This is a genomic window from Plantibacter sp. VKM Ac-2876, from assembly GCF_015350715.1.
Classification (GTDB): domain Bacteria; phylum Actinomycetota; class Actinomycetes; order Actinomycetales; family Microbacteriaceae; genus Plantibacter; species Plantibacter auratus.
Genome location: NZ_JADKSI010000003.1, coordinates 487,391 through 500,093 on the forward strand (window position 1 = coordinate 487,391; position 12,703 = coordinate 500,093).

A 12,703-nucleotide genomic window follows, 5' to 3' on the forward strand; every position below is an offset into this window, starting at 1 on the left:
TCCACCGGGGGACGACGACGTGCCTCACCTCGGTCCTCATGCCGGATCGACGAGGTACCGCGTGTACGCCGGCACGGTGAGGAAGGTCGGGAACTCGTCCCTGAGCGCGACCTCGCGGAACAGCTCGGCGGCGTCGTCGAAGCGTTCGTCCGCGGTGCGGGGGAGCGAGGCGAGGAGCTCGTCGAGGTGGTCCTCGACCCGCTCACGGGTGATCGGACGGCCATCGTCGGTCGCGACGTCCTGGTGGATCCACTGCCAGACCTGCGATCGACTGATCTCCGCCGTGGCCGCGTCCTCCATGAGTCCGTCGATGGCCGCGGCGCCGATCCCGCGGAGCCAGGAGTCGAGGTAACGGACGGCGATCGACACGTTGTCGCGGAGACCGGCGTCCGTGACGGCGCGACCGATGCGGACGTCGAGGAGCTGCGCCGGCGTCACCGACACGTCCTCACGCAGACGGTCGAGCTGGTTCGGACGATCGCCGAGGACCGCGTCGAACTCGACCCTCGCGGTCTCGATGAGGTCCGGGTGCGCCACCCAGGTCCCGTCGAAGCCGTCGCCCGCCTCCCGGCGCTTGTCGGCTGAGACCTTCTCGATCGCGCGCGCCGTGGCCTCCGGATCGCGCCGGTTCGGGATGAATGCGGACATCCCGCCGATCGCGTGCGCACCGCGGCGGTGGCACGTCTGCACGAGAAGCTCGGTGTAGGCCCGCATGAACGGCACCGTCATCGTCACCTCGCTGCGATCGGGCAGGACGAACCGGGCACCGCGCCCCCGGTAGTTCTTGATGATCGAGAAGATGTAGTCCCACCGACCGGCGTTGAGACCGGCGCAGTGGTCGCGGAGCGCGTACAGGATCTCGTCCATCTCGAACGCCGCCGGCAGCGTCTCGATGAGCACGGTGGCGCGGATCGTGCCGTGGTCGAGACCCAGGCGTTCCTCGGTGAACGTGAATACGTCGTCCCAGAGCTGCGCCTCCTCGCTCGACTCCAACTTCGGGAGGTAGAAGTACGGTCCGCGGCCGGCGTCGATGAGCGGGCGGGCGTTGTGGAAGACGTAGAGGCCGTAGTCGACGAGGCTCCCGGAGGCCGCCATCGCCGCCCCGGATCGGTCGATGAACCGCAGGTGCTTCTCCACGAGGTGCCAGCCACGCGGGCGCATGACGATCGTCGGCGTCTCCGTCGCGGTGACGCGGTACACCTTCCCCGCCTCGTTCGTGAACGTCAGCTCACCGCGGACGGCGTCGCGCAGCGAGAGCTGACCACCGATGACGTTGGCCCACGTCGGGCTCGTCGCGTCCTCCTGGTCGGCGAGCCAGACGTTCGCGCCGGAGTTGAGGGCGTTGATCGTCATCTTCGGATCGGTGGGGCCGGTGATCTCGACCCGGCGGTCCTCGAGACCGGGCCCGGCGCCGGCGACGCGCCAGGAGCGGTCCTCCCGGATCGCCGCGGTGTCGTCGCGGAACCGCGGGTCGCGGCCGTTCCCGATCTCGAAACGTCGGCGCATGCGCTCGGCGAGGCGGTCGTGCCGCGCACCCGCGAACCGCTGGTGCAGGTCCGCGAGGAAGGCGAGCGCGTCCGGGGTGAGGATCTCCTCGTACCGGTCACCGAGACGACCGACGACCTCGATGGCGGGGCCGGTGCGCTGCGTGGGCACCGGTGCGGTGGTGGGTGTGGACGGGGAAGCGAGCATGGTGTTCATGGGGTGACTCCGTTTCGGATGGTCGTGCGTCGGATGGCCCTTCGAGCGGTCCCTGAGATTGTCGAAGGGCGGGGCTGGTACGGATCAGTGGAACTGTTGTTCCTCGGTCGACCCGGCGAGGGCGAGGGTGGCGCTGCCGGGGTTGAGAGCGGTCGCGACCAGGTCGAAGTAGCCGGTACCGACTTCCCGCTGGTGCTTGGTGGCGGTGTAGCCGCTGGCCTCTGCGGCGAACTCGGCCTCCTGGAGGTCGACGTAGGCGCTCATCGCCCGCTCCCGGTAGTCGCTCGCCAGGGTGAACATCGAGTGGTTCAACGCGTGGAAGCCGGCGAGGGTGATGAACTGGAACGCGTACCCCATGGCGGCGAGCTCGCGCTGGAAGGACGCGATCTGCGCATCGTCGAGGTGCGACTTCCAGTTGAACGACGGCGAGCAGTTGTAGGCGAGCAGCTTGCCCGGGAACCGCTCGTGGACGGCCTCGGCGAACCGCCGGGCGAGGTCGAGGTCGGGTTCCGCGGACTCGACCCAGAGCAGGTCGGCGTACTCCGCGTAGGCGAGGCCGCGCGCGAGCACCGGACCGATACCGTTCTCCACCTCGTAGAAGCCCTCCGGGGTCCGGTTCCCGTTCAGGAACGGCAGATCGCGCTCGTCGATGTCGCTCGTGAGGAGCGTGGCGGCCAGCGCATCGGTGCGGGCGATGACGATGGTCGGGACGCCGGCGACGTCCGCCGCCAGCCGGGCCGCATTGAGGGTCCGGATGTGCTGGCTCGTCGGCACCAGCACCTTGCCGCCCATGTGGCCGCACTTCTTCTCAGCCGCGAGCTGGTCCTCCCAGTGGACGCCCGCGGCGCCGGCCTGGATCATGCCGGCCATGAGTTCGTAGGCGTTGAGCGGTCCACCGAAGCCCGCTTCGGCATCGGCGACGATCGGCGCGAGCCAGTCGATCGCCTCGGGTCCCGGCGTCTCCCCGACGGCTCGCTCGGCGAAGTCGATCTGCTCGGCCCGGAGCAGCGCGTTGTTGATCCGTCGGACGACCGCCGGAACCGAGTTCGCCGGGTAGAGGCTCTGATCGGGGTAGGTCTGCCCGGAGAGGTTCGCATCGGCGGCGACCTGCCAGCCGGAGAGGTAGATCGCCTGCAGGCCCGCCCGGACCTGCTGCACGGCCTGGTTGCCGGTCAGTGCGCCGAGTGCAGGAACCCACTCCTCGGTGTGGAGGAGGTTCCACAGCCGCTCCGCCCCTCGGCGGGCGAGCGTCGGTTCCTCCCGGACACCGCCGCGCAGGCGGACGACGTCCTCGGCGGTGTAGTCGCGGCGGACCCCGTCCCAGCGCGGGTCGGTGTCCCACTCGCGCTGCAGTTCCTCGGCCGTCTGCGTCTGGTCGCCGGCGCGGAGGGGCGTGCGGTGGTCGGTCGGTCGGGTGGCTTCGTTGCTCACGATGACTCCTGTGGTGTCGAGGTCGGTGGGGCGGGTCGTGCTGTGGGAACGATCCTGCGCTCGCCGCAACCCCGACGGACGTCATCAGTGGACAGAAGAACGGCCGACCTTCTGTTTGCCGGAACAACCGGCGCGTGTGAGCATGATCACCATGACCAGCACCGCCGCTGCTCCACCCGCCTCCGCCACCCCTGGTGACGGACCTGCTCCGCACGCGGACGCCCTCGTCCTCGGTCGCCGGATCCGCGATGCCCGGACCCGTGCGGGCCTCACGCTCGACGACCTCGCGCAGGCGATCGACCGCGCACCGTCCCAGGCGTCGGCGATCGAGAACGGGCATCGGGAGCCGAGCCTGTCGATGCTCCGCGTCATCGCCGCCTCCCTCGGCACCACCGTCGACGACCTGCTCCGTGACGAACCGCCGAGCGACCGCGCCGCGCTCGAGATCGCCGTGGAGCGTGCCCAGCGGGGGCCAGTCTTCTCCGCCCTCGGGATCGCGCCCATCCGCGTCTCGAAAGGGACCGCGGACGAGACGCTCCGCACCGTGCTGGCGCTGCACGACGAGGTCGCCCGCCTGCATCGGGAGCGCGCGGCGACGCCCGAGGAGGCGCGCCGGGCCAACGCGGTCCTCCGGGCGGACATGCGCGCGGCCGACAACCACTTCCCCGAGCTCGAGTCCGTCGCGAAGGGCCTGCTCGACGCCGTCGGCTACACCGGAGGGCCGGTCTCGCACCAGACGGTCGCCGAGATGGCGCAGCACCTCGGGTTCTCGCTCCACTACGTCGGCGACCTGCCGCACTCGACGCGTTCGGTCACCGACCGGCGCAACGGTCGGATCTACCTGCCGACCGAACCCTCGATGTCCCGTGACTCGCGATCACCCATCCTCCAGGCGTTCGCCAGTCACCTGTGCGGACACGAGGAGCCGGGAAACTACGCGGACTTTCTGCGGCAGCGCGTCGAGACCAACTACCTGACGGCCGCCATCCTGCTGCCCGAGCGCGACGCCGTGCGCGTCCTCGGCGAGGCGAAACAGCTCCGGCGTATCTCGATGGAGGACCTGCGCGACGCGTTCGCGGTGTCGTACGAGACCGCCGCGCACCGCTTCACGAACCTTGCGACGAGGCACCTCGGACTCCCGGTGCACTTCATGAAGGTGCACGAGTCGGGGACGATCATCAAGGCGTACGAGAACGACGGGGTGACGTTCCCGTCCGACGTCCTCGGAGCGGTGGAAGGCTCGCTCGTCTGCCGCAACTGGACGGCCAGGACCGTCTTCGACGTCGAGGACCGTTTCAGTCCCTGGTATCAGTACACGGACATGGACACGGGCACCTTCTGGTGCACCTCGCGGATCGAGAAGGCCAAGGAGGGCGAGTACTCGGTCAGCGTCGGCGTCCCGTTCGCGCACGTGAAGTGGTTCCGCGGACGCGAGACGCCGCATCGATCCACCTCGAACTGCCCCGACGAGCGATGCTGTCGTCGGGCGTCGCCGGCGCTCGCCGAACGGTGGGAGGGGAAGGCCTGGCCGGCGGCGCGGACGCCGACGAGTCTGCTGGCCGCGTTGCCGACCGGATCGTTCCCGGGGGTCGACTCCGTCGAGGTGTACGAGTTCCTCGAGTCGCACGCGCCACGGGCGGACTGAGGTGAGGCACCTCGTCGCCCGACGTGGTGTCGAGCGACGAGGTGCCTCACCTCAGCGTGATCAGCTCGCGAGGCGCGGGTAGTCGGTGTAGCCCTCGGCGCCCGGGCCGTAGAAGGTGGCCGGGTTCGGCGTGTTCTCCTCGTGCTCGCCCGCCCAGCGCTCGACGAGGTCGGGGTTCGCGATGGCGAGACGCCCGACGGCGACGGCGTCGGCGTGCGCGTGCTCGACGAGGGCGATCGCCTCGTCGCGCGTCGTGACGGTGCCGAAGCCGCTGTTGACGATGAGCTTGCCGCCGAAGTGACCGCGCAGGTCCTGGACGAGCGCGCCGGCCGGGTCCTCGTGGAGGATGCTGACGTAGGCGAGGCCGAGCGGTGCCAGGGCGTCGAGCAGTGCCTCATAGGTCGCGCGGACGTCGGTTTCATCGGTCTCCGCCGTGTCACCGGCGCCGTTCATCGGGGAGATGCGGATGCCGACGCGCGCTGCACCGACCGCCTCGGCGACAGCGCTGACGACCTCGGCGACGTACGACGCGCGAGCCTCCGGGCTGCCTCCGGCGCGGTCGTCGCGCACGTTGGAGACGGGGGAGAGGAACTGGTGCAGCAGGTAGCCGTTCGCGGCGTGGAGTTCGACGCCGTCGAGCCCTGCCTCGATCGCTTTGCGAGCCGCCTGGACGAACTCCTCGCGGACCGTGTCGAGCTCCTCGGTGGTCAGCGCGTGCGGGACGGGGTACGGCTGGGCGCCCGCGGGCGTCCGGACCTCGCCGGCGATGGCGATCGCGCTCGGCGCGACGATGCGGTCGGTGCCCGTGATGTCGGTGTGCGAGACACGGCCACCGTTCATGAGCTGCATGACGATGAGCCCGCCTGCGCCGTGCACGGCTTCCGCGACGCCCCGCCAGCCCTCGACCTGCTCGGGGGTGACGATGCCGGGCTGGCCCGGGTAGGAGCGCGACTCGGCGCTCGGGTAGGTGCCCTCCGTGATGATGAGCCCGAGTCCTGCGCGCTGGCTGTAGTGCTCGGCGACGAGATCGCCAGGGACGCCGTCGGCTCCGGACCGCATGCGGGTGAGCGGGGCCATGACGACGCGGTTGGCGAGTTCGAGGTCGCCGAGTCGGACGGGGGCGAAGAGATCCATACGGGTGATGCCTTTCGTGGGGGTGCGGCACGCGGACGACGCGGCCTCCGGACGCAACCCGCAGGCGACCGTCGATATTCCGGTGATGCTTCTGGACCTTGTGCATCTGAAATACTTCTTGCTAGGCTCGCGGTGTGGTCGTCGGGCTCTGTCCCCGCAGCTCGCGACGGGCACGACCCGGTGTCGACGAATCCGAGGGGGAGGCGTCGGCACCGGGACCCCTCATCGGTCGCTCCCCGGATCTCCGTGGAATGCCTGCCAGGATACGAAGATGCCCGCCCCCAGATTCGGCCTCGTCTCCGATCTCCGTCGCCCGGAGTCCGGCGAACGCGCCGAGCGCGTCACGTTCGTCGAGTTGTTCTTCGACCTCGTCTTCGTCTTCGCGCTCACCCAGCTGAGCAAGCTCATCGCCGACGACCAGAGCGTCACCGCCGCGCTCGAGTCGATCGTCCTCATCCTGGCGCTCTGGTGGTCGTGGGTGTCCACGAGCTGGGTGACGAACTGGCTCGACCCGGAACGGCTCGCGGTGCGACTCGCGCTCATCGGCTTCGGCCTGTTGGCGTTCGTCGCGGCGGTGTCGGTGTCGGCGTCGTTCACCGACCGCGCGCTGGCGTTCGCCGTCGCCTACGTCGCGCTCCAGCTCGTCCGGACGCTGTTCATGGTCGTGGCGACCTGGCGGCACGACCGCGACGTGGCCCTGAGTTTCGCACGCGTCCTCGTCTGGACCGCGTTCGCCGCCGTCTTCTGGATCGCGGGCGCGCTGGTGCCGGCCGACTGGCAACTGGCGTTCTGGATGTGCGCCGTCGCCATCGAGTACGGCGGCGGGGCCCTCGGATTCCGGCTGCCGGGTGTGCGGGCCTCGAAGGTCGAGAGCTGGGAGCTCTCCGGTGCGCACCTCTCCGAGCGGGCGTCGCTGTTCATCATCATCGCGATCGGCGAGTCGCTGCTCGTCACCGGGTTCGCGTTCGTCGAGCTCGAGACGTCGGTCGCCGCCGTCGTCGGGATGCTGAGCGCCTTCGTCTCCGCGGTCGCGCTGTGGTGGTTGTACTTCCACCGCACGGAGGCGGCGGGACGCCGAGCGGTCGAGGCCGCCGAGGAGGAGGCCGACCGCGCCGCCGGTGACGAGGGTCGTCCCGGACGACGCGGGCCGGGACGCCTCGGACGCATCGCGCGCGACGGATACAGCTACGCCCACGTCGTGATCGTCGCCGGGATCGTACTTGTCTCGGTGGGGGACAAGGAGATCCTCGACCGACCGGCCGACGCCGTCGAACTCGCCGCGGGCGTCGTGATCCTCGGCGGTCCGGTCCTCTATCTCCTCGGGCTGTCGCTGTTCCGGTTCGTCGTCGACCGCGCCGTCCCCCTCGCGCCGGTCATCGGCCTCGCGATGCTCGCGGGCTGCGCGGTCGCCGCGTTCCTCCTGCCGCAGCTCGGGGAGCTCGCCCTCGGGTGTCTCTGCACCGGCGTGCTCGTCCTCGCCGCGATCGCCGACACGGTCCTCCCGGACCGGCGGGTCACTGCGGAGCGTCGCCCGGCTTGATCTGGGCGCCCTCGCGGTTCGGCCCCGTGTCGTAGCGGGCGCCGCCCCGGTCGCTCGGCTGCGCCGCGAGCCAGATGAAGAAGAACCACCCGAAGATCGGGACCAGGTTGATGAGCTGCCACCAGCCGCTGTGGTCCGTGTCGTGCATGCGACGGGCGTTCAGCGACAGCCCCGGGATGATCGTGGCGAGGCCCCAGATCCCCGACAGGATGCTCTGGACGCCCCATGCAGGGCCTTCGGTGACCTGACCCTCCCAGAAGCCGGTCGTCACCCCGGTTGCGACGTCGACACCGCGTCCGATCACCAGGAGCGCGGTGACGATCACGGCGTGGACGACCACCCACCACCAGAACTCGCTCCGACTGGCCCGCCCGGTGAAGATCGGATACCGCTTCCAGAAGCGGAGGAACGCCTGGATCGGGCCGGCGCCCGGGAGCGGGCTGTCATCCGCGAACCGGGCCGGGATCCGGCGATCGTCCTCACGGTTCGTCGCCGCCGCATTCGCGGTCACCGCGTGTTCGTCTGCGCTGCTCATCGGTCCCCCTGGGTCGAGTCGTCGTGCGTTCGAAGGAGCAACCCTACGCGAGCAAGCGCTCCGAGGGCAGGGGGAGATCGAGCCCTCACCGGCGCGACTTGTCGCTGGTTTTACAGCCGGGCGACCGTGCCGTACACTGGATGGAGGTAGTTGAAATCTGCCATGATTTTCTGCGCCTGTTTTCACCCGTGTGGTGAGGCAACGCTCAGGAGGTCAGGGTAGCTTCGACCCCTCCGGTGCGTCAGCACTGAAGGGCGGTGGCTCAATTGGTAGAGCAGCGGTCTCCAAAACCGCAGGTTGCAGGTTCAAGTCCTGTCCGCCCTGCGAGTCGGTGCGTATGCACCGGCACACGAAAGGTGTAACGAGTGGCCCCGAAGAGTACCGACACGCCCGGCGAGGACGTCGTCGTCAAGGCGAAGGCGGACCGCGCTGAACGGCGCGGCTTCTTCTCGGGCATCGTCCTGTTCCTGAAGCAGGTCTTCGCGGAACTCAAGAAGGTCGTCACGCCGACGCGGAAGGAACTCCTCAGCTACACGGCTGTGGTGCTCATCTTCGTCTGCATCATGATGGCGCTCGTCTACGGCATCGACTTCGTCTTCGCCTGGGTCGTCACGTTGGTGTTCGGTACCGCGAGCTAGTTCCGCTCAGGTTCCGGTGCTCCGGCCCGGTACCCGGGTTCCACAATCACAGACGGCGACGCAGTCGTCACGCGCCAGGATCTGGCGCCGCGGTCGGGGATCACCCTCGATCCGCACAACAGAAACGGAATGGAAATCAGTGTCTGAGCGAAACTCGAACGACGTCGACTGGGCAACCGCTGCCGAGCAGTCCTCGGAGGACGACGAGGCCCAGGAGGGCAACGTGCTCTCGGCCGACGAGCACTCCGTCGACCCCGCTGAGCACAACGCCGTCCACGTCGAGGAGACCGGCGACACCGAGGTCGACCTCGACGCCGTGCTCGACGCGATGGCCGAGGCCGTCGACCCCGAGGCCGACGCCGTCGTCGACGACGCTCTCGAGCTCGACGAAGCAGCCGAGGTCGAAGCCGCAGCAGAGGCCATCGCCGAAGAAGAGGCCGACCCCACGGACGCCGACGCTGAGCCCGCCGAGGAGTCCGAGGAGGACCCCTACGACGCGTTCCGCAAGGAACTCCGCTTCCTGCCGGGCAAGTGGTACGTCATCCACTCCTACGCCGGTTTCGAGCGCAAGGTGAAGGCCAACATCGAGCAGCGCAAGTCGACGCTCGAGGTCGCGGACTACATCTACCAGGTCGAGGTCCCCATGGAAGACGTGGTCGAGATCAAGAACGGCCAGCGCAAGATGGTCACCCGCGTCCGCATCCCCGGCTACGTGCTCGTCCGCATGGACCTCAACGAGGACAGCTGGTCGGTCGTCCGCCACACGCCTGGCGTCACCGGCTTCGTCGGCAACGCGCACAACCCCACGCCGCTCCGCTTTGAAGAGTCCTTCAACATGTTGAAGTCGCTCGTCGAGGTCAAGGAGACCGCGCCCGTCAAGGGCTCCGGCACCAAGGGCAGCGCCACGCAGCAGCGTGTCATCCCCGCCGAGGTCGACTTCGAGATCGGCGAGACCATCACGATCAAGGAAGGCTCGTTCGCGGGCCTCCCCGGCTCCATCAGCGAGATCAAGCCCGAGAGCGGCAAGCTCACGGTGCTCGTCTCCCTCTTCGAGCGCGAGACGCCGGTCGAGCTCAGCTTCGACCAGGTCACCAAGCTCTAAGCCGCACGGCTCCCCAGTCCACCGCCGCCCGACGGGCGCGCGGGAGAGCGCACATCATCCGATGGCGTTCGAACCCCAGAAGAAGGAAGAAACATGGCACCGAAGAAGAAGGTCACGGGTCTCATCAAGCTGCAGATCCAGGCCGGCGCCGCAAACCCTGCTCCCCCCATCGGCCCCGCCCTTGGTCAGCACGGCGTCAACATCATGGAGTTCTGCAAGGCGTACAACGCGGCCACCGAGTCGCAGCGCGGCAACGTCATCCCCGTCGAGATCACCGTCTACGAGGACCGTTCGTTCACCTTCATCCTGAAGACCCCGCCCGCAGCGGAGCTCATCAAGAAGGCCGCCGGCGTCGCCAAGGGCTCCGGTACCCCGCACACCGTCAAGGTCGCGAAGCTCACCAAGGAGCAGGTCCGTCAGATCGCCGAGCAGAAGGCTCCCGACCTGAACTCGAACGACATCGACGCAGCCGCGAAGATCATCGCCGGCACCGCCCGCTCCATGGGCATCACGGTCGAGGGCTAGTCCTTCCGATCCGCACGGGGTGAGCCGTCCAGGCCACACCCTCGCACCTTTCTTTTTCACTCGTGGCAGCGCCGGCCAGGCGCAGATGACCACATTTCTCATAGGAGAACGCACATGGCACAGAAGTCGAAGGCCTACCGGGCCGCAGTCGAGAAGATCGAGGCTGACAAGTTCTACACCCCGAACGAGGCCGTCGCCCTCGCCAAGGAGACCGGTTCCGCCAAGTTCAACAGCACCGTCGAGGTCGCCCTCAAGCTCGGTGTCGACCCGCGCAAGGCTGACCAGATGGTCCGCGGCACGGTCATCCTCCCGCACGGCACGGGCAAGACCGCCCGCGTCATCGTCTTCGCGACGGGCCCGGCAGCAGAGGCCGCGATCGCGGCCGGTGCTGACGAGGTCGGCGGCGACGAACTCATCGCGAAGGTCGCCGAGGGCTACACCTCGTTCGACTCCGCGGTCTCCACCCCGGAGCTCATGGGCAAGGTCGGTCGTCTCGGTAAGGTCCTCGGTCCCCGTGGCCTCATGCCGAACCCCAAGACCGGCACCGTGACGCCGGACGTGGCCAAGGCCGTGTCCGACATCAAGGGCGGTAAGATCGAGTTCCGCGTCGACAAGCACTCCAACGTGCACTTCGTCGTCGGCAAGGCCTCGTTCGACGCATCGCAGCTCGAGGAGAACATCAACGCCGCGCTCGAGGAGATCCTCCGCCTCAAGCCGTCCTCCTCGAAGGGCCGTTACATCCAGAAGGGCGCCGTGTCGACCACGTTCGGCCCCGGCATCCCGCTGGACGTCAACTCCATCTAGTCTCACCAGCACGAAGGCCCGGTCGCGTCACGCGACCGGGCCTTCGTCGTCCGGAGGGGTGGCGTCGTACGATGCAGGGATGGTCTCCACCCGCACCGCCACGGCCGACGACGCTGCCACCCTCGCCACGCTCGCCGCTGCGACCTTCGCCCTCGCCTGCCCACCCGGCACGGCGCAGGAGCACATCGACGCGTTCATCGCCGAGCACTTCACCCTCGACCGGTTCACCGGCTACCTGGCCGATCCCGGACGCGCACTCCGGCTCCTCGTCGACGATGACGGCACGGCCATCGGCTACACGATGCTGGTCTTCGGTGATCCGATCGACCCCGACGTGCTCGCCGCAGTCACGCACCGCCCGACAGCGGAACTCAGCAAGCTGTACGTGCTCCCCGCGAGCCACGGTGCCGGCGGAGCGCGCACGCTCATGGAGGCGACCCTCGACGACGCCCGGTCCCGAGGTGTCACGTCGGTGTGGCTCGGGGTGAACCAGCAGAACGCCAGGGCGATCCGGTTCTACGGCAAGAGCGGGTTCGCGGTCGTGGGGACGAAGACGTTCCTCGTCGGACCCGAACGTCACGACGACTTCGTCATGGAGCAGGTCTTCGGGGACGCACTTCGACAGGCTCAGTGACCGGGGTGGGCTCGGCGACCGGGATGGACTCAGCCGTCGGCGACCTTGAGGACGATCTTGCCGCGTGAGTGACCGCCCTCGAGGAGCACGTGGGCCTGCCGGACGGCGTCGAGGTCGAACACCTGGTCGACGAACACCCGGACGTCCCCGGACTCCAACAGCCGACTGATGGTGTCGAGTGTGGCGCCGTCGGGTGCCACGGTGAACCGCGTCGCGCGGACGCCCGCGGCGCGGGCCTCCTCCTCGAGCGTCGGCCAGGAACCGGTCGGTGCGTTGATGATGAGCCCGCCGGGACGCAGGACCCGCAGGGAACGCGACCCCGTGTCCTCCACGGTGTTGCCCACGAGGTCGATCACGACGTCGACCTGGTCGACGACGTCCTCGAACCGGTGCAACTCGTGGTCGACCGCCTGATGGGCGCCGAGTTCGCGCAGCCAACCGACGTTCCGACCGGAGCCGGTGGCGATCACCCGCGCGCCGAAGTAGGTGGCGAACTGCACGGCGAAATGCCCGACACCGCCGCTCCCGGCGTGGATGAGGATGCGCTGCCCCTCGTGCGCCTTCGCGACGTCGACGACCATGCCCCATGCGGTGAGCGCGGCGAGGGGGACCCCGGCTGCCTCGACGTGCGACAGGGTCGTCGGCTTCCGCGTCAGGCTCAGGGAGGACACCGTGACGTACTCGGCGTAGCTGCCGCCCGTCCGCGGGAAGCTCGTCATGCCGTAGACCTCGTCGCCGGGCAGGAGGCCGGCGGCAGCGAAGGGCGACTCGACCACGATGCCGCTGAAGTCGTACCCGAGGACGGCCGGCATCGCCGTGATGGCGGAGGAGACGCCCCGGCCCGCGCGGGTCTTGGCGTCGACCGGGTTCACGCCGGCCGCGACGACCTTCACGAGGAACTCCGCCATGACCGGGCGCGGTGTCGGTACGGTCTCCATCCGGAGGACCTCAGGGCTGCCGACGGCGTCGATCACCGCGGCTCGCATGGTCTCCGGTGCCGGCTTCACCGCGTCC

Annotated in this window: 12 protein-coding genes and 1 tRNA gene; 8 read left to right on the forward strand and 5 right to left on the reverse strand. The window is 69.0% G+C overall.

Features of this window, described 5'->3' with window-relative positions; genetic code table 11:
• Positions 1-36: 36 nt before the first annotated feature.
• Together aceB and aceA are read right to left on the reverse strand one after the other, a co-directional pair.
• A complete protein-coding gene (gene aceB, locus ITJ62_RS14865) occupies positions 37-1,692 on the reverse strand; it encodes a malate synthase A (RefSeq protein WP_194604478.1) in 1,656 nt (551 codons plus the stop codon).
• Positions 1,693-1,785: 93 nt separating this feature from the next.
• A complete protein-coding gene (aceA, locus tag ITJ62_RS14870) occupies positions 1,786-3,132 on the reverse strand; it encodes an isocitrate lyase (RefSeq protein ID WP_194603688.1) in 1,347 nt (448 codons plus the stop codon).
• Between the two features lie 151 nt (positions 3,133-3,283).
• Between aceA and ITJ62_RS14875 the strand changes: the two genes are divergently transcribed.
• Entirely contained in the window at positions 3,284-4,777 is a 1,494-nt protein-coding gene (locus ITJ62_RS14875) for a helix-turn-helix transcriptional regulator (protein WP_194603691.1), read from the forward strand.
• Between the two features lie 60 nt (positions 4,778-4,837).
• Here the strand turns inward: ITJ62_RS14875 and ITJ62_RS14880 are convergent, their stop codons facing one another.
• Positions 4,838-5,911, reverse strand: coding sequence for an alkene reductase (locus ITJ62_RS14880; protein WP_194603694.1), 1,074 nt, complete (start codon positions 5,909-5,911; stop codon positions 4,838-4,840).
• Positions 5,912-6,182: 271 nt separating this feature from the next.
• Between ITJ62_RS14880 and ITJ62_RS14885 the strand changes: the two genes are divergently transcribed.
• The gene (locus ITJ62_RS14885) at positions 6,183-7,451 is read left to right on the forward strand and encodes a low temperature requirement protein A (protein ID WP_194603697.1); all 1,269 of its coding nucleotides are present in this window, start codon (positions 6,183-6,185) and stop codon (positions 7,449-7,451) included.
• On the opposite strand, the gene ITJ62_RS14890 is transcribed toward ITJ62_RS14885, so the two are convergent.
• The gene (locus tag ITJ62_RS14890; RefSeq protein ID WP_194603700.1) at positions 7,426-7,986 is read right to left on the reverse strand and encodes a DUF805 domain-containing protein; all 561 of its coding nucleotides are present in this window, start codon (positions 7,984-7,986) and stop codon (positions 7,426-7,428) included. The genes ITJ62_RS14885 and ITJ62_RS14890 overlap by 26 nt on opposite strands.
• 251 nt (positions 7,987-8,237) lie before the next feature.
• Here ITJ62_RS14890 and ITJ62_RS14895 point away from each other — a divergent pair.
• The 6 genes from ITJ62_RS14895 (at position 8,238) to ITJ62_RS14920 (ending at position 11,689) form a co-directional block, all read left to right on the forward strand.
• A tRNA-Trp gene (locus ITJ62_RS14895) sits at positions 8,238-8,310 on the forward strand.
• Between the two features lie 41 nt (positions 8,311-8,351).
• Positions 8,352-8,624 carry a preprotein translocase subunit SecE gene (secE, locus tag ITJ62_RS14900; protein WP_056014068.1) on the forward strand — a complete coding sequence of 91 codons (273 nt, stop codon included), beginning with the start codon at positions 8,352-8,354 and terminating at the stop codon, positions 8,622-8,624.
• A 139-nt stretch (positions 8,625-8,763) separates the two neighbouring features.
• Positions 8,764-9,726 carry a transcription termination/antitermination protein NusG gene (gene nusG, locus ITJ62_RS14905; protein ID WP_079706703.1) on the forward strand — a complete coding sequence of 321 codons (963 nt, stop codon included), beginning with the start codon at positions 8,764-8,766 and terminating at the stop codon, positions 9,724-9,726.
• Between the two features lie 93 nt (positions 9,727-9,819).
• Complete coding sequence (gene rplK, locus ITJ62_RS14910; RefSeq protein WP_056014074.1) at positions 9,820-10,251, forward strand: 50S ribosomal protein L11; 432 nt, start codon at positions 9,820-9,822, stop codon at positions 10,249-10,251.
• 114 nt (positions 10,252-10,365) lie between these two features.
• Positions 10,366-11,055, forward strand: a complete 690-nt coding sequence (gene rplA / locus ITJ62_RS14915) for a 50S ribosomal protein L1 (RefSeq protein WP_194603703.1) — start codon at positions 10,366-10,368, stop codon at positions 11,053-11,055.
• A 79-nt stretch (positions 11,056-11,134) separates the two neighbouring features.
• The gene (locus ITJ62_RS14920; protein WP_194603706.1) at positions 11,135-11,689 is read left to right on the forward strand and encodes a GNAT family N-acetyltransferase; all 555 of its coding nucleotides are present in this window, start codon (positions 11,135-11,137) and stop codon (positions 11,687-11,689) included.
• A gap of 29 nt (positions 11,690-11,718) precedes the next feature.
• On the opposite strand, the gene ITJ62_RS14925 is transcribed toward ITJ62_RS14920, so the two are convergent.
• Entirely contained in the window at positions 11,719-12,675 is a 957-nt protein-coding gene (locus ITJ62_RS14925; protein ID WP_138947202.1) for an NADP-dependent oxidoreductase, read from the reverse strand.
• Positions 12,676-12,703: the final 28 nt, after the last annotated feature.